Here is a 21,490-nt window from a genome sequence, read left to right as displayed (position 1 = left end):
CTTGGCATAACCTGCTTTTCTTTGAGATGTTGGTTCTCCTTCCGCTAACTCAGGAGTTCAACTTGTTGTCAGATTCAAAGCTATTATTAATTGGAGCCCATTTGGTAATGTCATGACTGTTGAGACTTGGCGATTATTGGATTTGGGTCCCATTGACCCTCTCGAGACACAAATTATCTACGACATGGTGGCCCAAGGGATAACCGAAGGCGAATCACCAAATACAATCATTATCTGCTGGCCTGCTGAACCTTTGGTGAGTGTAGGGTATTTCCAAGAAATTGAGAAAGACATCGACCTAGCTTATTGTCAAGCTAATGATATAGTAGTAACACGCCGTGTTATTGGTGGCGGTGGTGTTTATCTTGATGATGGACAGCTATTCTATCAGATAATTGGTAGAATCGACAGCCCAAACACGCCACGCGGAATTGATGCATATTATCGGAAATTCCTCAAAGCTCCAGTTCAGGCTTACAGAATCTTGGGTATAGATGCCGAATTCCGTCCTGTTAATGATATTCAAGTGGGCGAAAAGAAAATTTCTGGCAATGGTGCAGGTGATGTCGGTGATGCACGGATTCTTACTGGCAACTTGATTTTGGATTTCGACTTCGAGATGATGGCTCGCGTGCTTAAAGTACCAAGCGAGAAATTCAGGGACAAAGTCTTCCAGAGTCTCAAAGAGCGGATGTCAACCATCAAGCTGGAAACTGGTTCGATGCCCGACAAGGAGGAACTGAAGAAGGACCTCGTCAAGCTTTACGAGGAGACGCTAGACATCAAGCTAGAGCTTGGTACGCTGAGCGAGTGGGAGAAGAAAAAGATGAGCGACCTGCGAGGGAAGTATCTTTCTGATGAGTGGTTGCACTGGCGCAGTGGGGGACGATTGGACGCACGTACAGTGAAGATATCTGCCGATGCCTCTCTTGGAACAGCTAATCATAAGGCTCCTGGCGGTCTCATTAGAGTGACTGCCAAAGAAGTGGGTAACGTTATTGAAGAAATCGTCATCAGCGGAGACTTCTTCATGTTGCCTTCCGGTGCCATTGGTGACCTTGAAGAAGTTCTTGTTGGCGTGGAGCTAGATGAAGGCTCAGTTCTTGAGCGCGTAGAAAAAGCCTATTCCGATCTTGATATTGATTCTCCAGGTGTGACACCTGAGGATTTACAGACTGCTGTAATGCTTGCTTTCAAGCAGAAATGAAGGCACATCTGATTATGCCTTCTTCTGCTTGTCTCAGAATCAACGCACTACTACATCCGTTGCTTCGATTTCCGCACCTTTGAGAAGGGCTGTGAGATTGCCATACTCCATCATTGAGAAAAGCGAAACTTTCAAGCCCTTCTCAATTAGATTCTTTGCAGGGACGATTGAGTTCAGTTTACCTTTCATGGCTCCGCTGGCATCAACAACATCCGATTTTCCCATCTCCTCAAAAACGGCATCGATATTGTTGAGATTCACTTTTTTCATCAGCGAAGCATCTGGGTGAGTTTTTGGATCTGCATCGTAAATACCAGCTACGTCACAGGCAAATAGGAGCCGCTTCGCTCCCAGCTCTTGGGCAATAACAACTGCCATTTGATCTCCACTTCCCACGCTCCAGCCCATAGCAGGGTCAATGATGATGTCGCCGCCTAACAAGGGAACCATTCCGATATCGACCCATCCTTTGAGCGGTTCGAAGAAGTACTTGATTATCTGCATCTTCTCCTGAATAAACATCGAAGAGGGGTACATCAAACAGACCGGCACCCCAACTTCTTGGAATTGCTTCACAACCAAATTCCTAAGTTCTGCTACTTCCGACTGTGTTTGAGACAATGGTAATAGCTGGTCAGGTCCTAGGTATCCTTTGTGCAGCTTGTGTTTGAGAACAGGAGGATGGCCATACGAACCGACTCCATGAAGCAGAATAAGTCCTTCAATCAATCCCTGATCTATGCACTCTTTTACTTCCTTGGCGGCACCTTCCAGAATATCGTGGCGTACTGTATATGGCTCAGATTTGTCAGTAATGAGCGAGCCGCCAAGCTTGAGGATAGTGAGATCTTGTTCCATATTCTGCCACCGCTGTGTCTAGAACAGCGTGAACATTGGATATGGCCAATAGAATCCAAGATAGGGTAGCAACAGAATAACAATAATCGTTGCTATCGGGATAGAGAGATTGTCATAGCCAGAGGGGGTTATTGCTTCCACTATCGTTGCTATAATACTCACAACGACAATCGGCATGATGAGTGGGACGATTGAAAATCCAGTTTCTAAAGAGAATATGGCAACCAAGACGATACTGAAGAGAAATGAACCGATGAACATTCCAATCGAACCAGCGATAGTTTTCTCAGCTCCACCGAATCCGAATTTTCTCTCGCCACCATATTTTCGCCCAATAACATCTGCCAATCCATCCCCACCTGCTAGACAACCGAAAATGATGAGCGCTGTGGGAGTTGCTGCTGTTAGATTTCCGCTGGCTGGCACATAAAACCACAGTATTCCTACAACCAGCATAATGAATGCGTAGTACAGCGTACCTTCAAGGAGTTCCTTTGGATCTCCACTTCGTGACATCGAGCCCACGAAATCCTCATTCTCCATAGCTCCTGTTCCAATTGCTGCGAACAAAATCACAAATAGTAAAGGCACTATCATAGCTAACCACCGACTGAACACCCCACCCGTAAATAGGAGCCAGCTAACAACCCATACTGGTGCTGCAAATGTATGGATTGTCTTTCGAGTCACAGTAGCCGATAGCGCACCACTCTTTTCGATTGCTGCATTTATCTGGACTAACATCAGAACCAAGATGAATGAGATGAAGAACGCGATTACGTCCCAAATTAAGCCGAGATTAAACGGGTCAAATATCATCTTTCTTCCTCCGAAAACGGATTATATCACATGGAGAGCCTAACATAACCTAAAAGTCTATTGAGTAGACGATTCAGAATACGGCATTCGTCGATATGTCGATTTCACCTTCGAGTAATGCTCTTTTCGATGCATTCTGAGCATATCAACAGCTTTGCAACGTGCCGTGGTAAGCTACTATTCTTCTCCAGTATCCTGATAGGCTTGAAAGAGTATGCCTTCTCCTGTGTCGTCAACACTGCGAATCTTGATGATAAGAACCTCATGCACTTCGGTTGGAGAGAGCATTATGGATTCATTCAATCCCAGAGTCATATTCACTGTCTCTCCTCCTACGAGCTTGAGAATCACAACGGCTGTCCAGTTCTCAGTATCTCCACCAAACCTGATTTGAATTGGATGCGAACCGTTTGTGATAATGCGTTGTACAATAGCTCCACCTGTCCAAGCTGATTCATTGATGCTTTCCGATGGATTATCATCCGAGATTGTGATGTTGAAGTGGATTTTGCTTTCTGGTATATCTCCATCTTCTCTATCCACAACTTTCCAAAGATAGAACTCAGCCAAGATTTCATCAAGGGTCTTGTTCAACGTTTCCTCGAGTGCTTCACGGGCATCGACATTATCAGCTGATGCTGGCGTGTCATACCATATAGCATGGTAGATTGCTGATACGTTTTCCTCTCCATACTCTTCCATGAGAAACTTCATGAATTGATATGCCACCTGATATCTGTCCCAACCAGGTTCCGCAGACCAGTTGGTGAAAATGGTTGTGTTCGTGTCATGACCATGGTCGTACCAGTTTGAACCACCAGTTGCTTGCCGCGCCTTATGAACTTCTTCGGTGGTTTTGTTGTAGTTTTTCTTAGCACTCTCTACGCCCCAGTAATCTGCAAACCCCTCGTTCCACCAGTTGTTTGTATCAGGTGGATGACCATAGTGCCTCTGAGAGTCCCCATTTCTAGAGCGGTAGGCGAACTGGAACATATGCGCGACCTCGTGTTCTACTGTGGCCTTCAGCTCTGTCTTTGAAGCCTTCTGCCCGATCCAAATCCGTATCCTGCCATCGGATGAGGCTACGCCAGTGCTATGGTTATCATTGCCTTGGGCGACATCAACATAGAGCCTACCATCAGAGGAAGTGTGAGGTCCCACGTATCCTTCACCAAGGAGAAAATGCATTGTGAAATCCACCATCTCGTGTATTTCCCTACATATTGACACATTCACTCCTGGATATCGTCTTACAACTTGGGGTCCTGCTTCAACCACAATCTCTCCTGTTAAGATATCATCAATTCCATTAACGATGACAATTGAAATTCCGTCTTGACTGGTTTCTGGAAGGGCATTGAGTGCTTCTGGTGTTGGTGGAGCGTTTTCCCAGTTATCGGATGAATCAACATCTGGTCCGAATAGCTGAGCAGATGTGTTCTGAGTAATTGAGAGAATACTGCCGCCGCCAGACTCCCAGAAAGTGTCTCTTTCTGTGCTATCAATGCTGCCGTACCGGACATAATCAACAATTCTGTCTGCTTCATCAAGGATGGCGATTTCGCCTGAAGTATCATTGAATATATCGCTTGTGAGGTTTAGATAAACAACTGAACGACCATCACTGGCATCTAAATCTGGGATGCCTATACCTGTGAAAACGGTGATGATGGCCAAGTAATCCAATCCATCTATCTCGGGAAGCAGTATTGGTTCGCTTTCAAAAGTTGTGATGCCCCACGAATCGAGATCGTAGTTTTGTTCTGCTCGATACTGGATTTCCACGAATTCATCTGAAGTATCATCAGCGAAGGGGTGGACTTCTTGAATGGCGAAATCTCCGGCGTCAGCAGATTCTTCGTATGCCGGTGGCACATAAGGGCCAATGGGAAGTAGAAAGTAGATTCCAGCCCCAGCGGCAATAATGATTAGTATAATGACTATGGTGGCGCTTTTCCTATTCATGAGAAAATCCCTTCTGAATGCTTTCTTTGGGTCATAGAAAACTGTTCCGTGTAAATACAAAGCTCAAATGAGAATATGAGAGCCTCGACGTGTAACGCTTTTCAGAACCTTGATGAGCCACCAAGTGATGTCATTGCATAGGCGGTATGCGGTTTGTCAAACCAAGATTCCATTGAAGTAGTCGCACCAGGTCGGGTCTGCCTGTTCGGTGAGCATAGTGACTACCTAGGTCTTCCTGTCATACCTGCTGCTATCGATTTGTGCATCAAATTGAAGGGACATTCTATTGCGGACCTTCATGTTTCGGTTCGTTATCTTGATACTGAGGAATCAGATAGATTCGATATCGGTGAACAACTTGAGTATCGTCATGATCGAGACTACTTGCGCAGTGCATTCAACGTGATGGCAAGACATGGATTCAAACCTGGACAAGGAATCGAAGCTGAGATAACTGGCGGTATTCCCATAGCTGCAGGGCTGAGTAGTTCTTCTGCTTTGACCGTTGCTTCCATACTACTTGTTGCTCATCTTAGTGGAGCCCACTTGGCTGAATCTGAGATAGCTAGATTTGCATATCTGGCTGAAGTGGCAGAGTTCAATGAGAGTGGCGGCATGCAAGATCATCTGTCATCGGCCTACGGTGGAGTCATTCATCTTCGATTTTCTGAAAGCTCACCTGAAGTGACTCGGATTCCTGCAAACCTCAAGGGGATAGTAATTGGAGACTCCTTAGAAAGCAAGGAAGATACCGTTGGCGACTTGGCATTCATCAGAGAGACTGTGGAACCGGGATACCAGAGATTATCGCATGTTATCGATAGTTTCTCACCAACAAGAACTCCCGTAGAGGATGTGACTGCCCCTCTTGAAGAGCTGCAGGAACCTACAAGAACGATGACAAAAACCACATTGCTCAATCGGGATTTAACACGTCAGGCCCTACAGGTACTGAATAAGCAGCCCCTTGATTACGAAAAGATTGGTCAAATGCTCAATGAACACCATCGACTGCTTAGGGACGGACTCAATAGATCGACTGACAAAATAGAATCAATGATTACAGCTGCTCAAAAAGCTGGGGCTCTTGGATGTAAAATAAACGGCTCCGGTGGTGGAGGAACCATGATGGCCCTTGCACCGAACAAAGAAAAAGAAGTTGCGGAGGCGATTCGAGAGGTCGGAGGGGAAACCTATCGAATCCATATCCACCGCGGTGCCGATGTTTCGGTTCAGTGAGACGTAGCGCCTATTGCTCCGCCATTTCCTTCATTCTCTTTTCGACAAGTTCTAGAACTTCTGCCTTGGTTTCCTTGCCCTTTTCTATGAGATCTTCTACTTCTTTTCGGGTCTTTTTGACGTATGACTCATCTTCAATGCTGTCCAAGTTGATGCGGACATTGAGAGCAGCACCTTCGATTGCTGCCATGAGTGCATGAGCTGCAACTCCTGCATCTGTGACTGCATTGATATTCCCCTTCTTGGCTGCTGGTACTGCATTCTCAAGAGCATTGTATGACCGTCGCATTGTCTCAAGTGGAACCTCTGCGGCGTTCTTGGTGGCTTCTTGAATCTGTTTCTCTTTCTCTTTCTTCTCTTCTTCGCTTTCTGCTTTCATCTTGTACTTCGCCATGACCTGATCGAATGCCTCAGAGTCTTCCTCCACTAGCCCCATCAGCTCTCCCCGTTCGGTCTCTGTATCGTGACGAACATCAAGCATTTCCTGTTTGATAGCTGCGAACTTGCGCCCTGTGAGTGACAAACCAGTCACCATACACACAAGCGCACTGCCAAAGGCCCCCATTGCTGCCGCAACGCTGCCACCTCCCGGAGTTGCACGGGCTCGTCTAACAGCATCGCTGAACTCGATAAGCGACATTTCCGAGAAGGATTTCTCGGTGGGGTCGTCGGTGCCTCCGAGATAATAGAGGTCAAGAATCATATCCTCGTCAAGACGCTCAGGTTGCAGGTAGTAATCGAGTGCGTCGAGCAGAGCAAACAGTGGAACCATGCCGATGATTTCTGTTTCTACTACGGTAGCTCCGAATCTCTTAGCTTCGTTCTTGACGACTTCCAGTACCTGATGGATTTTGGTTCGTTTGGGATGGATTAGATTACAGGAGACCTGTACCATGCCTTTCTCAGGCAAATCAAGCCCGATACCCTGAACATAGACAAAGCCACCTGTCGTGGCACGGACCGCATTCGCACATTCCTTTGCCACTTCCACGTCGGTGGTATTCAAGTTCATGTTGAAGGCGATAAGGTAGTGCCGTGCTCCTGTAGCAGTAGCTCCTGCTTTGGGATTGATTTTGTTAGGCCCAAAGTCTGGCTCCTTTGTCGAATCTTCTCCGATTTTCTCACTCAGGAGTTCATACTCACCTTGTCTGATATTAGGAAGCTCTTCCCGTTCGGGCCTTGTTGCAGATTCCGCATACAGGTACACTGGTACATCGTGTTTTGCTGCAAACTCTTCGCCGAATTCTTTTGAGAGTTCTATGCATTCACCAATGGTCGTGCCGTGAAGAGGAATGAATGGCACTACGTCCACTGCGCCCATTCGGGGATGACCACCCTTGTGCTCGCGCATGTCTATCTTTTCAACAGCCACATCAGCAGCCTCGTGAGCAGCTTCTTTGACATTCTCCGGGGCGCCGATGAAGGTGAAGACTGAACGATTGTGGTCAGGATCAAATTCCACATCTAGCAGTCTGACTCCTTCCACACTCTTAATCGCATCACCTATAGCATCAATAACTTCTTTGTCCCGCCCTTCACTAAAGTTGGGCACACATTCTATCACTTTCACTTTCAGAGTCACCCTTTTGTCGCTTCTTATGCATCCGACAAAGGCAACGCCAAAAAAGGGTTTGGGATTGTTCCATAAACCCGATGAGGACTGAAGCCCTTTAGGTGGTATAGGATCCGTAGTCAATGGCATCAGTGGCGAGAACATTTGCTTGCGCTGTCTGGTAGGCGTAGGCGGTTAATACATTCTTGAGGAGCATTGTGATTGTCATTGGCCCAACGCCCCCTGGTACCGGGGTGATGTATTTGGCTTTCTTCTTGACCTCGTCAAAGTCACAGTCACCGTAAGGTGATGCTACATCAATGACCACTACGCCCTCTTTGACCATATCTGCAGTGATGAAGTATGGGTCTTCTTTTGATTCACGAAGACCGACGGCTGTTATCAACACGTCCGCATTCGTTGTGTGCCTCTTCAAATCCTCAGTTTTGGAGTGGCATACCGAAACGGTGAGGTCACGGTTGAGGAGCAAGAAGATGAGTGGTTTGCCTACGATGATTGATCTATTGATAACCACTGCTTGCAGGCCTTTCAGCTTCACGTCTAGGTGATCAAGCATGGTCACGATTCCCTGAGGTGTAGCTGCTGCTAACATTTCTCCGCCATGGAACAGTCTGTAGATATTCCGTGGTGCAAAACCATCCACGTCTTTGTCGGGGTCTATAGCCCCGATGATATTCTCTTTGTCAATATGTCTCGGAAGGGGAAGCTGGACAAGAATTCCGTGAACCTTGTTGTCCTGATTCAATTCCTCGATTTTCTCGATGAGCTCATCTTCTTGTATATCTCCTGGCAGATTGAAGTTTTCGGAGAGAATACCTACGTTCTTGCACGCTTTCTGTTTGTATTTGATATATTTCTTCGATGCAGCGTCGTCTCCTACAAGTATGGTTGTCAATTTCGGCCGCAGTTGATGAAGCTCAGTTAACCGCTCAACTTCCTCCTCTATTTTGCCACGAATCTGCTTGGACAGGGCTCGCCCATCAATGACTTTGCCATCACAAAAACAGTCCGGAGTGAAGTCAAGCGACATCAATTCGTATCACCTATTACATTACACCTTGCCTATTGCCATTACTATCGATGTCCATGTCTTCAGCGGCGGGTTTCTTAGGCAATCCCGGCATGAGCATTACGTCTCCCATATACACAATAACAAAACCCGCTCCAGCACTAACATCTGCTCCTCGTACATTCACTCTGAAATCCTCAGGTTTTCCAAGTAACTTCGAGTCATCTGAGAGGCTGAACTGTGTTTTCGCAACACAGATGGGCAAATCACCATGGCCACGATTTTCTAGTGACCAGATTTCCCCTCCCGCGTTGCCTGAGTATATGACATCATCTGCACCATACACTGACTTGGCCAGCTTCTCGATTTTGGTCTTTATGTCATCATCAAGATTGTATGTGTAGTTCAGAGTGCTTTCTTTTTCTACAGCATCAAGTACGCTCTTGGCGAAATCCTTGCCCCCATCGCTACCCTTTGCAAAGACCTCTGAAACCTCCATGGTCCACCCCTTCGATTCGCAGAACTTTCTCAGTTCAGCAATGTCTTCGTCGGTGTCATCTGGAAAGCGATTCAACGTAACAACGAATGGCACCCCAAACTCATCAAGATTTTCTGCGTGAGCCTCTAGGTTCGAAAAGCCCTTCTTGAGCTCACCGTCACCATGTTTCTTGAGGGCTCTAATTGACGTTAGCAGCACAGTAGCATCGACCCCAAATTCCCCTGCGCGCGTCACAATATTGAAGAATTTCTCGGCTCCTAGATCCGCACCAAATCCTGCCTCCACTACGACGTAATCAAAAAGGCGAAGCGCAAGGTCGATAGCCACGATAGAATTCGTGCCATGAGCAATATTGGCAAACGGTCCAGTGTGAATAATGGCTGGAGTTCCTTCGGAGGTCTGAACTAGGTTAGGTTTGAGTGCATCACTCAACAGAACTGCCATGGCTCCTTCAGCGTTCAAATCCCTTGCGTAGACCTCATTCAAATCCAAATCTCTTGAAACCAGTATGTTTCCGAGCCGTTTCTTCAAGTCGTCATAGTCTTTTGAAAGAGCAAGAATTGCCATGATTTCTGATGCTGCTGTAATGACGAATGTGTCCTCTCGTGGATACCCTCCTGACTTTCCGCCAAGCCCAACAACGACCTTTCTAAGAGCACGATCATTCATATCAAGTGCCCGCGGCCAATAAACTCGTCTACCGTCGATGCCTACATCCGTGGTTCGATGTATATGATTGTCAATCAAAGCAGAAAGCAGATTGTGCGCTGAGGTTATTGCTGGAAAATCAGCTGTAAATGATAGGTTGATTTTGTCTGATGGAAGAACCTTCGATTGCCCGCCACCTGTGGCACCACCCTTGATGCCAAATACAGGTCCCAGAGAAGGCTCTCTAAGCGTCACAACCGCATTGTGGCCCAATGCATTGAGAGCCATCGATAATCCGATGGAATTGGTCGTTTTTCCCTCTCCGGCGCTTGTAGGATTCGTTGCTGTAACAAGGATTAGCTTGCCCTTCCGTTCACCAAGTTCTTCTCGTATGCTCAAGTCTATTTTGGCCATGTGCCTTCCGTAGGGCTCAAGATACTTTTCATTAATCCTGGCTTTCTCCGCTACTTCTGATATGTGAATCATGCTGTAAGCCTCCAAGTTGACTTGGCTCTCCCAAATAACGAGAACACCAAGCGAAATACTACGTGTGTCTATGTCAATCTGACAAATAAAGCCAGCTGAATGATATCTTCTACAAATTTCAATACACTTCGACGTTTGCTCCAAAAGGACATAAGACACCATGTATATTGAGTTGTAGGATTGATTGCTATGGATAGGATCCCGCTTGAGGCAATGCCCGATGCAATGCCGGATGCACTGGATTTTGAGAAATATGTTATAGGAACATACTATGTAGGCCTACCTCCCTTCATGGATGCACGAGATGTGGCTCATGCAGCCGCCATTGAGCAATCGACTGGCACTTGGACAATGGTACCTGGTGAAACGGTTGAAGTGAGGAAACGGCACGTGGCAAAGGTGATTGGCATATACGAAGTACCGTACTATGAATACAGCAAACCCAGCGACTTGAAACGCCGAGAGTACATCATTCAAGTAGCATTTCCCCACGAGAATTTTGGCCCTCAGATTCCGATGTTGTTGAGCACAGTTATTGGGAACATCTCCATGGGTGGGCGCATCAAGTGCTTGGACTTGCGTTTTCCGAAGAGCTGGCTCAAGGAGTTTTCTGGCCCGAAATTTGGTATGAAAGGACTGCGAAAGCTCCTCGGTGTGAAAGAACGCCCCCTTCTTAACAACATGATCAAGCCATGTGTGTACACTTCTGCGGAAATGGGTGCAGAGCTTTTCTATGAAGCTGCAGTAGGTGGATCAGATATCATAAAGGATGACGAACTGCTTGCTGATCCACACTTCAATACTTTGGAAGAACGGGTCACACTCTTCATGGAAGCCGCAGATAGAGCTGACGAGGAAAAGGGGGAGAAAACTCTCTATACCGCAAATATCACCGACCGCGTCCCAAAGGTCCTTGAAAACGCTGAACGAGCACAAGAATACGGCGCTAACGCGCTTATGGTCAATTTCCTAGCTGTTGGATATTCTGCCTTCAGAGCCGTATGTGAGGATGAATCGACGAAGGTACCAGTTCTTGGTCACATGGATATTGCTGGTGCTCTGTATGAATCTCCGATTTCTGGGATTGCGTCAAACTTGGTCATTGGCAAGCTACCCCGTCTATGCGGCTCGGATATCACGGTTTTTCCAGCTCCCTACGGGAAGGCTCCAATTCTAAAGGAGCGTTTTCTCGGCATGGCACACGAGATGACCATGCCTCTTCAGCACATCGAACAGAGTGCTCCCATGCCAAGTGGAGGCATTTCCCAAGGAATGGTTGAAGAAGTAATGGAAGATCTTGGCCCAGATATTGTGATTGGCTCTGGTGGAGCAATCCATGCACATCCTGATGGTCCAAAAGCAGGAGCGATGGCCTTCAGGCAAGCTATCGACGCTAAGATGGAGGATATTCCTGTTGGAAAGTACGCCAAGGAACATGAAGAACTGAAAGTTGCGTTGGAATCTTGGGGCTCTGGTAAGACCGGTTTTGCACTGTAACGGCAAGACAGTAATATTCAACGGATAATCATTCATATAGCTGAGGTCATGCTCAAGGCCCGAGGTTATTAGGAGGTGACCTTACCCAAGCACGCTAAGAAGCTATTGCGAATAGTAGTCATACTCCTAAGCCCACTACCAATTACCTATCTTGGTTTGTTTGCCTGGTCTTCATCTGCTAACTACGTAGGCCTCATGTCATTTTTGGCTTTCATCTGTTCTATTGGGGCAGCAATGACTGCGCTACGCTTTCGTAAGGAAAAATCAGTCTTCTTTGGGTTTCTAACTGTATATTTCATTCTTTATTCATTACGTTCGGTTGGCACTGCTGCTAGGATACTGCTTAATCAAAGCTTGTACTCTCATCTTTCTTTGGAAATTAACATCTTTTATGTAAAACTTGATTTGTTTGTTCTTGCTCTGACTCTTTTGGTGTTTAATTCTGCTACAATTCGATTACAGGATTCAGAAGAAAACGCTTCCAAAGCCTTGGGTGGAATTGCAACTGGTATTGTACTAATTCGAATATTTGGGGTATTTCTTGTCCATAATACTAGTCCGCTTGAATCCCCCGTTGGAAATATGCTTGCGGTAGTAGCTATCATAGGGTTCACATTAAACGCTTTCATTTCATCTAGGAACAGAGAGTCCTTTCAGGAACTCAACGCTTTCCATCTGATGATGAGCAATGTCCTCATGGCATTCTCAGCAATAGCTGCTCTGGTTTTTCCTAATTCTTTGTATCTCTCACGGACGTTGTCACTTGCATTTGTGGCAGTAGGCTTTTCTCTACTCTATTTATCTATTTCAACGCCATATTTCGAAAGAATTGGCTTTCCTTTTCGAAAAGCTCTAGCAATAGCCCCATCGCTTTCGTTACTGATTTTTATTCCCTTTGTGCTTGTTGTTTGGATCGAGACCCATATCGGAACAGTTCTTGTGATTGATAAAACGGCTTTCCTAATTACGCATATAGCTACAGCAAGCGTTTCAGCGATAATGGCCTTCCTTATTCGTGGGTACTCAGGTTATAGGCCATCCGATTCCTACAACCCGTTGATTGCATTCTTTGGCAGCTGGAGCACCATCAACATTCTTCAGGTTATCACAATTGCAGTCCGCGAAGATCCCAGTGATTTAACGGTGTATCCTCATATCATCGGTGGGTTGCTGGCTGGGATTCTTCTAATGATTTCCACGGAGTATAATCAGCGGAACTCAGATTCGTCACAGTCTCGTGATGCAAATACTTGGCTAATAGTCTGCGTATTGATTACTATTCTACTATTTCTTGTTGCCCATTTGGCAGTGAATTACGTAGCTTTCTCTTCAGCAGCTCTTCGCAATAGCGTCCTGGGACGTGTTTTTCTTCTTATAGTGACTCTTACAGATTTTGGTATATTCATCTACGCCATTGCGGTTCTGACCGAAAAAAGCAAGGCTGAACTAAGCTTGGAGCTTATTGCAGTTGGATTCATGTTGCTGATGACAGTTCCGCATTTCCTCAAGTCTATATTTCCGGCTTGGACATTTGGATGGTGGATTGGTGAGGCATTCATGTCTACTGGCCTTACAGTAGGACCTGCTGTTATAGGATTTCAGTATCTGAATACCGTAAAGGAAGCAAAGCGTTCAGAGCAGAAAGCAACGCTGCTTTCCGACATTCTGCTCCATGATATCAACAACTACCACCACATCCTGCTGGGTAGCTTGGAGCTGGCAACTTCTCCAAGAGAACCGGAGAAATTGCGTCGTGATTTCTTGGAGAATGCAAAAAGTGCTTTGAGAGACGCCATAGAGAGAATTGAGAAGATGAAGAAAGTGGTATCGTTAACAGAAAGTAGTCCGGAGGAAATGATGCCCATCAATCTAACAAATATCATGAAACGGTCCTTCGACTTGGCGATAGCTTCTCTTGATGTGGACTATGATGAAGTTGATTTCATTTGTCCAGAAGAAACGTATTACGTCTTAGCTAACGATTTGCTACTTGATGTGTTCATTAACCTGTTCAAAAATGCCATCGAAAACTCCCCTGAAGAAAAAAGAATAGAAGTATCGGTAGCTCCGATGAAGATTGGAACAGATTGCTATCTGAAGATTTCAATAAGTGATTATGGAACGGGAATACCAAAGGGGAAAAGAGAGAAGCTATTCACTAGATTCATGGAAAGCGCGAAAGGCACGGGTCTGGGTCTCTACTTGGTTAAGACAATCATTGATTCATTCGATGGCCATATCAGCGTGAGAAGCCGCGTGAACGGCGACTACACACAGGGTACTACTTTTGTGCTACAATTGCAAAAACACCCTGGTTCGGCCTGCTAACTATCTGTGTTGTAGAAACTGACCAATTCATTACTCATTAAGGGCTTTCCACAGACCCTTGTTCTTCTTGTAGTATTTCTTCAGAATCTCATAGAGCTTATGGTACATTTCCGTATTGTCCCCATCTGGTCTAAATTCACGATCAATATTGACTCGTTTTGCAGCGTTGACAAAATCTGGGATTTCACCTAACCCGACCCATGCCACCATGGCGGCTCCAACACTCCCTGCTTCAAAATAGTTCTCCATCCGATGCACAGGCTTATCCAAAATATCAGCGTAAATTTGACACCAAATATCGGAATTTGCACAACCACCGACCATGTTTACTTTATCGACTTTCCCCAGCATCCGATGTTTCTCTACCCCCTCCATCATCCAGCGGGTGTGATATGCCGCTCCTTCCATGACAGCTCGGACCATATCGGCCTTATCATGTGACAAAGCGAGATTGAAGTATCCACCACGGACGTTATGATCGTCAAGCGGGGTTCTTTCTCCAAACATCCAGGGTGCAAAGAGCAACTTGTTAGACCCCGGTGGCGAATGCTTAGCAATTTCATCCAGTGTCTTGAAGGGATTTCTTTCTCCACTGCGGCATTTAGCACACTCCTCTTTTGCAGCACCCTTCACCCGTTCACAAAGATCACATTGCCAGTGTTCCCGTACATGTTTGAGACACGCCCCTGCTGATTCTTGTTCTGCTATCATCAAATATTTGTCAGGAATAGCACTTCTTATCGATCCCGTATACGTGAAGATATCGAGTTTTCGTTTCTTCACGTGCGCTCCAAGCCAAGCACTAGAACCCGCATAGAGATGAACTTCCTTTTCTCTTGTTGCTCCTGATCCCACTGCAGCAGCAGTCATATCGCCGCATCCATTGACAACCAATGTTGATATTTTCAACCCCAAATCCGACGCAGCTTCATCTGTGAGCGCGCCTACTACAGCAGTTGACGGGGCCAATTCGGGTAGCATGTCCTTATCGACACCCATCCAACCCAGAATGGTGTCCGACCATTCGTTATTTCCACCTCGTGAGTTCATGAACCAAGTCAGATTAGCGCAATCCCATGAAGTAACAAATTCTCCTGTGCTCCGATATACCAAATAGTCCTTGCAATCTAGGAATTTGTACGTCTTTTCATAGATTTGGGGACGCTCTTCCTTTATCCAAAGAATCTTCCCGATAATGTCTTTGCCTGAAGGTAACCCTCCCGTTTGCCAGAGCATACGCATCATTCTTATCGGATTAGAGGCGATTCTTTTGTTCTGCTTTGCTGCACGGCTGTCCATCCAAGTCATGCAGTTCATCAGTGGCTTGCCGTTTCTATCTACGGGGATAGTACCCATCATTTGTGTTGAAAAGGTGACTGCAGAAACCTCGGTAGCCTCGATATTAGATTTCTTAACCGCTTCTCGGGAGGTCTCACATATCGCTTTCCACCAATGAGCATTGGGATCCTGTTCAGCAAAACCCTCAGATGGATAGAGCACAGGATAGTCTCGGACAGCAGAAGCTAGTATGTTTCCGTTTACATCAACGAGGGAAGCCTTGTTACCGCCTGTCCCCAGATCATGTGCAAGTACGTAGCTACTCAGCGTAAGCACCCCAATAACAGACTGATAACACTCTTCGCGGCAGGACAAATAGCTTTCGGGATGAATCGTTTACCTGAAAAATGGCAAACTGAGTACTACAATGAAATTTCTTCGGTGTTGCCCTCATGATCGGTTGATTCAATAATGAGAGGTGAACCCTCACCCCCCACTTTCTCCATCTTGAGTTGTTCTTGCATCAAACCAAGGAAATCAAGTGGATTAACACAGCCTTCTGGCGGAAGGACGCCTTTCTTCTGGATTTTACCGCGCAACATGAGTATGACACCAAGTGCAGCCGGAATTCCTGTTCCTTCTCCCATAGATTGACCTTTGGAGGCCAACGAAAAATCAAAACGATGCGTCTTACCTTCCATAGTTCCTTTCATTGTGATTTTCAGACAACCCCTCTGCTCGCCAAAGTTCGTCTTCTGGAGGATTTTCTCTCTCTGATCTAGAATATATGACATAGCAAACTCAAACGGTTCTACTTCAACACCTGATACCTCGATTGGTGTTTCCTCAGTTATGCCTAAGCGGACAACACCTCGAATCAAATCATAGTACTCGTCTGGTAAAACACAGCCAAGATTCGTTACTCGATTGCATTCGATCCATTGAGGCAAAGTTATGGTTTCGGGATGCGGATACGGATAAGATCTGTGAGTACCGACCAGTTTGTAATCTACGTCCTCTTCTAGCGCTTTGCCATCCTCGCCAAAATATCTCACAGTGGTGAATTTGCCATTCAGATACATTGGAATGTCTGCCTGCATACTGTGAATTCGGTGAGCCACAACAGCCCTTCCTTCGTTGGGTTCACCACCATGCGCATGATAAATATCGATTGAGTCTACGGAGTCAAGCATATGATCCGCGCAGAATTTTGCCAGCAGGTTAGCTATGCCTGGTGAACTCCCCATGCCTGTAAGTGCTGATATGCCTACCTTTTTCGCGTCATCATCCATATCCAAGAGTTTCCTTGTCGCGTCAAAATCATCACATACATCAACGTAGTCGATTCCTGCATCAATTACTCTGCTAAGAATAGTGGGACCGAATCGATAGAATGGCCCACATGTATTAAGGACCACATCAGCATCTTGAATTGCTTCGTCTAAACTCTCTCTTACTGTGACATCCACTCTTCGAGGCAAGCAAAGTTCCGCATCTACAGACTCAGCCCGTTTCTTTGCGGCATCTTCTCGTATGTCTGCTATAACAATACTCGAAATGTCTTCGTAGGAAGCAAGTGTTTCAACAGCAATACTACCTACAGTACCACATCCGCCGAGGACCACCACGCGTGACATGGCTCAATGATATAGTAAGGCCAGTATTTAGATATGTCGAGACTGCGAACTTGCTCTGTCCAATACGTTACGAGAACATAATCCGTTATCCTCGTGTCTTTATCATGACAACGATAACTGCTGCAACAGCAAGCACGCTTAGTATAGAGGAAATCAGTACATAGGGTGTTCCTAGGCCGCCAAAAATACTGTACATAACAATCACCCGAACAGTATCACTCACTTGATTTCCCGCCCAGTCAGTCAATCTAATAGTACAGTTATGGACCCCATGAGGTAGATGATTAACACTATACGAAACACTATCCTCATGCCAATCAATAGTTCTTACCGTTGCGTTGTCTGTGATAATCTCTATCAGCCGCGGATATTCGTCTGAGAACGACCAGTTTACTGCAAAACCCACTGCACCATGCTCAAATGAAATATCGTCTGGAGAATTTACCTGTGGTGGGTCTGTATCTACTAACAATGTTGGATAATAGTCAACTGAACTCGCATTTCCTGCAATGGAATATGTTTCTGTATCGTTGTAGGCGTGCCATTCGTTTCCTTGAGTGCTTTCATTCCATTGATTCTCATATCCATTGTCGCGCGCGTCATCCGAAACCGACCATGCGTCATTCCATCCTATCGAGTTCCCAAAAACTATGCATCGATTAGTGGATTCTCCCAATGAGATGCCAACTACTTTGTTTCCAAATATCCGGTTAGACTGGAACTCACAGTTTTCTGTCTCTTGAGCAGCAACCCCAAAATTACATCCATGAGTCGCAGTATCACGCAACGTGGAATTGAACACGCCTTGAAATACCACCCCTATATTGTTGTTGTATACCCTGCAGTTGACAACTTCGCAATTTGAGCAATTTTCAAGGCGGATTCCCCATTCTGCATCACTTGCAGAGCAGCCATCCACTATGGCGTTCTTTACCCCTGTCAGAAGAATCCCAACTGCATCATCAATGTTATTTGCTTCTACAGAACAATTGCGGATGACAAAATACACGTCTGTATTTTCAACGATTATACATTCTGCTGCACCTCTGATGTTCAAATCTGCAATAACATAGGGGTCCTCTTCAGTACCACTTCCAGCCCAGCCTTGAATCTCAAAATCGTCATTACCTGAGATGGTAACGGGGCTGCTTACGACGATTTCTTGTTTGGGAACTAGCAATCTACTTCCCTGTACTTCTGCTCTATTCTTGACACCCAATGATAGCGGTGTAACGATAAATAGCCATAAGAGCAATAGACATACCATTCTTCTAACATTGGGTTCAATCATGCACGACCCCTCTCATTTGTACATTCATGAATCAGAGGTTGATTTATAGGTTTTGAGCCTTTTCTATCCGTTTGATTGAAAGAAATAATATGAAACAAAAGGACAGCACTGCCCTTGCCTTCATGTGGCTTTTGAGTTCATATTCTTGCCTAGCCTTTCTGCATACATTTGATTCTTCTCCATTACTGCTGCCAAGTATTCTTTATTGGAAAGACCTAGTATGACGTAATCACTAGTTCTATTGATGCTCTGTATTCGAAACGAGCGTTCTAGTGCTCGTGGAAAAAAGCTGTAAACCCCCAAGAAGATCAGAATTACGATTACTATGAGTAACCCTGTAATGGGTGGAAAAATGGATTCTTCGTTTCCTATTGCATATATTATTCCTAGCCACATGTAGATGAGCGGATACAACAATAGAAGAAAACCACATAGACCAACATATTTCTCACGATCGCTTCGAACATTGCAGTGTGCCGCACAGCATGGAACCCACAAGATCAGGGCTCCACGCATTGAACGTAAGGAGGGACCAATGTCTTTTCTGGTAGTTCTCCATGCACTACGGGGCGGTTCAGCTAACTGGCCACTGTCTTTTCTCTCATAAGCCGTTATAGGGACCAGGTCTTCTGCCTGCTCCATACATACGGGACAAACTTCAGGTAGCTCTAACTTGGATAGCTTAGTCTTTACGAATCCACCTGCGTTGCCTAATCTCCTTGTGTTTCTTTCCATATTCATGTATCTTCAACTAGTCTTCCCGTTTTTCCGGCGGCATTACAATGATTTGGACAGACGTAAGGTGTCGATCAGGTTCGTCGGGATCTATAGCGTCAAACGTATCGAACGTCATTTGATATAAGAAGCGCTCCTCCATTTGTTTGAGTTTGTGTGCAATACGCACGGAGAGACCGATTCCTTTGAATCCGTAACCCCTAATTGCTACCATACGATTATCGTTTTTCACGAGGTTATAAGCAGTTTTGGCTATTCGATAGATGCTGATTCGTCCTACGTCATGGGGAATCTCTAGAAGTACATAGTCGCTTGTAGGGTGTACTGATACTTCACTGTCCATATCGACTGAGACTAGCGCATCACTGAGTCGTAGCTTGCTAGGAATTCGATCCCGAAGGGTCATATTACTCGTAGTGCTGGTCTTGACTAATCAATCTGGCGCCTGAAGCGTTCCTATCTCAATACTCATATGTCAGATTCGGCTATAAAGAAGGCGGAGAACAAGAAAGTGGAGAAAAACAAAGCGATTGGAGTAGCAGTAGCAGTCTTGATAGTTTCATCTGTTGCGATTTTCGTTGTACTTACTCCCAATCCTAACACGGTACGCATTGGGTATCTTTCTCAGGATCTCCATCAGCTCGCTTTGAAAGTTGCTCAATCAAAGGGATGGTTTACAGAAGAGGGAATCAATGTAGAACTATTACAATACCAGAACGGAGCATACGAGATGAATGGTTTTGGCGGTGGGCAAATCCAAATGGGTTATCTTGGAGCAGCTCCCGCTATGGTTGTAGGTATCAATCAGGAAATCGCCATCACGATTCTAGCTGCAGTGAACCTTGAAGGATCAGCAATCACTGTGAAGAAGTCTGCGTATGAAAATGGAGATGTAACCGAAATTGGTGACCTGGCAGGCAAAACCGTGTATCATCCTGGCCCATCAACAGTACAGAATTTCCTTCTACGATTAGCGCTCAATAGCTCAGACCTGACTATAAACGACATAGACCCCCAAGTAAAGCGAGTTCAGGATATGGCCATATCACTCTCCGAAGATGCCCCCGCTTTTATTGCATGGGAACCCTTCCCAGCTCAATCTGATTACGAGAATACTACCACACCGTTGATGCTTTCAGGGGAGATCTGGCCCAATCACCCATGTTGCGTAGTAGCAGCAGCAAATGATTACCTAGAGAACAATCCTGACATCGTACAGAAGGTCATCTCAGTTCATAAAAGGGCTGAGGAGTGGATTGTGCAGCATCCTACTGAAGCATTACAGATTGCAATTGACTGGTTGGGAATCGATGAAGGCGCTGTGGAACTTGCTTTTAGTCGTATCATCTACGACTACAATCTGAATCGTACGGGTCTACGTATGTATCTTGATTTCCTGATTCACCAGGAGCTTGTTGACATTGACACTCCCGAGCAGTTTCTTGATGGTTTCATCAACATGACCTTCATTGAGAATGCTTAATCCTGAATAGATCCTGGAATCTGAAGCGACAGACAAAAAAGAGATGCACGAGTGGTTCAATCGGCGATGAGTGTGCCTGAAAGCGAAACGGTAGCGACTAGCACATCGGGCAATAAAGAAGTTGATACTTTCTCATTTGAATGGAGAGGCTTCTCATTCCGAGATCTCATTTTGAAGGTATTACTGCCAGCTGTGATTCTTCTTGTTCTTTGGCAGATTATCGGCCATATCGCTGATGAAATAACACTCATCGATATCGGGACTTCTTTCATTAAACTCATTGTTGAAGGGGATACAGAGGGAAATACGCTTCTTCTCCACACAGGATGGAGCTTATTCCGAGTAATACTTGGTTTCGTTCTAGCAATCGGTACTGCAGTACCTCTTGGCATTGCTATCGGTCGGTACAAGACTGTTGATGCTATTCTCGGACCAGTGGTTGATGCTATGCGTCCTATCCCTCCCATTGCTTGGATTCCGATTTCCATTTTGATGTTCAAAGGTCTGCAGTATCCCTTTTCTTTACTTGTTGCGCAAGTTTTCATAATCTGGATAGGTTCTTTTTTCCCCATTTTGCTGAATACAACTGCGGGTGTAAAGCGAACAAATTCTGTTCATCTTGACGTATGCCGAACTTTCGGTGCCACCGAGAGACAGGTCCTTAGAAGAGTAATCATTCCTTCTGCCCTTCCCGAGGTGCTTGCAGGCCTGCGGGTTGGGTTTGGGATTGGATGGATGTGTTTGGTGGCTGCAGAAATCATAGGTGGAGGGCTAGGACTCGGGTACCTCGTGAGCATTACCCAACAGCTAGGTCGCACTGGTGAGACCATATCGGCAATGCTTGTTATTGGGTTCATTGGTTTCCTTTTGAGCTATCTCTTTCTCTATGCTGAACGGAAGATGCTTGCATGGCGGCAAGATGTGTCTGTCTAGACATG

General features: G+C 45.7%; 17 protein-coding genes. 6 read left to right on the top strand and 11 right to left on the bottom strand.

The features are described 5' to 3' along the window. Positions 1-112: 112 nt before the first annotated feature. Entirely contained in the window at positions 113-1,207 is a 1,095-nt protein-coding gene (locus GF309_00960; protein ID MBD3157332.1) for a hypothetical protein, read from the top strand. Between the two features lie 39 nt (positions 1,208-1,246). Here GF309_00960 and GF309_00955 read toward each other — a convergent pair whose 3' ends face one another. The 3 genes from GF309_00955 to GF309_00945 form a co-directional block, all read right to left on the bottom strand. Then, positions 1,247-2,065 (bottom strand): amino acid kinase, encoded by an 819-nt coding sequence (locus tag GF309_00955; GenBank protein MBD3157331.1) that lies wholly within the window; start codon positions 2,063-2,065, stop codon positions 1,247-1,249. An 18-nt stretch (positions 2,066-2,083) separates the two neighbouring features. Next, positions 2,084-2,884 (bottom strand): hypothetical protein, encoded by an 801-nt coding sequence (locus GF309_00950; protein MBD3157330.1) that lies wholly within the window; start codon positions 2,882-2,884, stop codon positions 2,084-2,086. A gap of 177 nt (positions 2,885-3,061) precedes the next feature. Further along, positions 3,062-4,849, bottom strand: coding sequence for a hypothetical protein (locus GF309_00945; protein MBD3157329.1), 1,788 nt, complete (start codon positions 4,847-4,849; stop codon positions 3,062-3,064). A 153-nt stretch (positions 4,850-5,002) separates the two neighbouring features. Between GF309_00945 and GF309_00940 the strand changes: the two genes are divergently transcribed. Then, the gene (locus GF309_00940) at positions 5,003-6,088 is read left to right on the top strand and encodes a GHMP kinase (protein MBD3157328.1); all 1,086 of its coding nucleotides are present in this window, start codon (positions 5,003-5,005) and stop codon (positions 6,086-6,088) included. A 10-nt stretch (positions 6,089-6,098) separates the two neighbouring features. Here GF309_00940 and ftcD read toward each other — a convergent pair whose 3' ends face one another. The 3 genes from ftcD to GF309_00925 are packed head-to-tail and all read right to left on the bottom strand — an operon-like array spanning position 6,099 to position 10,303. Next, complete coding sequence (gene ftcD / locus GF309_00935; GenBank protein ID MBD3157327.1) at positions 6,099-7,805, bottom strand: glutamate formimidoyltransferase; 1,707 nt, start codon at positions 7,803-7,805, stop codon at positions 6,099-6,101. Continuing rightward, the gene (locus GF309_00930) at positions 7,759-8,691 is read right to left on the bottom strand and encodes a bifunctional methylenetetrahydrofolate dehydrogenase/methenyltetrahydrofolate cyclohydrolase (protein ID MBD3157326.1); all 933 of its coding nucleotides are present in this window, start codon (positions 8,689-8,691) and stop codon (positions 7,759-7,761) included. Before GF309_00930 ends, ftcD begins: the two co-directional genes overlap by 47 nt. A gap of 16 nt (positions 8,692-8,707) precedes the next feature. Next, positions 8,708-10,303, bottom strand: a complete 1,596-nt coding sequence (locus GF309_00925) for a formate--tetrahydrofolate ligase (GenBank protein MBD3157325.1) — start codon at positions 10,301-10,303, stop codon at positions 8,708-8,710. Between the two features lie 189 nt (positions 10,304-10,492). On the opposite strand from GF309_00925, the gene GF309_00920 reads away from it, so the two are divergent. Beyond that, the gene (locus tag GF309_00920; GenBank protein ID MBD3157324.1) at positions 10,493-11,800 is read left to right on the top strand and encodes a ribulose 1,5-bisphosphate carboxylase; all 1,308 of its coding nucleotides are present in this window, start codon (positions 10,493-10,495) and stop codon (positions 11,798-11,800) included. Between the two features lie 75 nt (positions 11,801-11,875). Then, on the top strand, positions 11,876-14,128 hold the full coding sequence (locus GF309_00915; protein MBD3157323.1) for a hypothetical protein: 2,253 nt from the start codon (positions 11,876-11,878) through the stop codon (positions 14,126-14,128). 30 nt (positions 14,129-14,158) lie between these two features. Here the strand turns inward: GF309_00915 and GF309_00910 are convergent, their stop codons facing one another. The 5 genes from GF309_00910 to GF309_00890 all read right to left on the bottom strand — a co-directional run bounded on the left by GF309_00910 (position 14,159) and on the right by GF309_00890 (position 19,475). Next, a complete protein-coding gene (locus GF309_00910) occupies positions 14,159-15,781 on the bottom strand; it encodes a hypothetical protein (protein ID MBD3157322.1) in 1,623 nt (540 codons plus the stop codon). A 47-nt stretch (positions 15,782-15,828) separates the two neighbouring features. After that, positions 15,829-17,043, bottom strand: a complete 1,215-nt coding sequence (locus GF309_00905; GenBank protein MBD3157321.1) for a saccharopine dehydrogenase — start codon at positions 17,041-17,043, stop codon at positions 15,829-15,831. Positions 17,044-17,128: 85 nt separating this feature from the next. Next, entirely contained in the window at positions 17,129-18,334 is a 1,206-nt protein-coding gene (locus tag GF309_00900) for a hypothetical protein (protein MBD3157320.1), read from the bottom strand. A 120-nt stretch (positions 18,335-18,454) separates the two neighbouring features. Further along, positions 18,455-19,069 carry a hypothetical protein gene (locus GF309_00895; protein ID MBD3157319.1) on the bottom strand — a complete coding sequence of 205 codons (615 nt, stop codon included), beginning with the start codon at positions 19,067-19,069 and terminating at the stop codon, positions 18,455-18,457. A 16-nt stretch (positions 19,070-19,085) separates the two neighbouring features. Beyond that, positions 19,086-19,475, bottom strand: coding sequence for a hypothetical protein (locus GF309_00890; protein ID MBD3157318.1), 390 nt, complete (start codon positions 19,473-19,475; stop codon positions 19,086-19,088). Between the two features lie 66 nt (positions 19,476-19,541). Between GF309_00890 and GF309_00885 the strand changes: the two genes are divergently transcribed. Together GF309_00885 and GF309_00880 are read left to right on the top strand one after the other, a co-directional pair. Then, complete coding sequence (locus GF309_00885; protein ID MBD3157317.1) at positions 19,542-20,552, top strand: hypothetical protein; 1,011 nt, start codon at positions 19,542-19,544, stop codon at positions 20,550-20,552. Positions 20,553-20,603: 51 nt separating this feature from the next. Beyond that, a complete protein-coding gene (locus GF309_00880; protein MBD3157316.1) occupies positions 20,604-21,485 on the top strand; it encodes an ABC transporter permease subunit in 882 nt (293 codons plus the stop codon). Positions 21,486-21,490: the final 5 nt, after the last annotated feature.

This window comes from Candidatus Lokiarchaeota archaeon, from assembly GCA_014730275.1.
Taxonomy (GTDB): domain Archaea; phylum Asgardarchaeota; class Thorarchaeia; order Thorarchaeales; family Thorarchaeaceae; genus WJIL01.
Note: the sequence above shows the minus strand (reverse complement) of the source record. Positions and strands in the feature narration are given on the sequence as shown.

Bases quoted from the DNA above. Each gene is read 5' to 3' on its own strand.
- GF309_00885 (MBD3157317.1), top strand. From the start codon at position 19,542: ATGTCAGATTCGGCTATAAAGAAGGCGGAGAACAAGAAAGTGGAGAAA.
- GF309_00955 (MBD3157331.1), bottom strand. From the start codon at position 2,065: ATGGAACAAGATCTCACTATCCTCAAGCTTGGCGGCTCGCTCATTACT.
- GF309_00925 (MBD3157325.1), bottom strand. From the start codon at position 10,303: ATGATTCACATATCAGAAGTAGCGGAGAAAGCCAGGATTAATGAAAAG.
- GF309_00945 (MBD3157329.1), bottom strand. From the start codon at position 4,849: ATGAATAGGAAAAGCGCCACCATAGTCATTATACTAATCATTATTGCC.
- GF309_00930 (MBD3157326.1), bottom strand. From the start codon at position 8,691: ATGTCGCTTGACTTCACTCCGGACTGTTTTTGTGATGGCAAAGTCATT.
- GF309_00950 (MBD3157330.1), bottom strand. From the start codon at position 2,884: ATGATATTTGACCCGTTTAATCTCGGCTTAATTTGGGACGTAATCGCG.
- GF309_00895 (MBD3157319.1), bottom strand. From the start codon at position 19,069: ATGGAAAGAAACACAAGGAGATTAGGCAACGCAGGTGGATTCGTAAAG.
- GF309_00905 (MBD3157321.1), bottom strand. From the start codon at position 17,043: ATGTCACGCGTGGTGGTCCTCGGCGGATGTGGTACTGTAGGTAGTATT.
- GF309_00890 (MBD3157318.1), bottom strand. From the start codon at position 19,475: ATGACCCTTCGGGATCGAATTCCTAGCAAGCTACGACTCAGTGATGCG.
- GF309_00960 (MBD3157332.1), top strand. From the start codon at position 113: ATGACTGTTGAGACTTGGCGATTATTGGATTTGGGTCCCATTGACCCT.
- GF309_00900 (MBD3157320.1), bottom strand. From the start codon at position 18,334: ATGATTGAACCCAATGTTAGAAGAATGGTATGTCTATTGCTCTTATGG.
- ftcD (MBD3157327.1), bottom strand. From the start codon at position 7,805: ATGTTCTCGCCACTGATGCCATTGACTACGGATCCTATACCACCTAAA.
- GF309_00920 (MBD3157324.1), top strand. From the start codon at position 10,493: ATGGATAGGATCCCGCTTGAGGCAATGCCCGATGCAATGCCGGATGCA.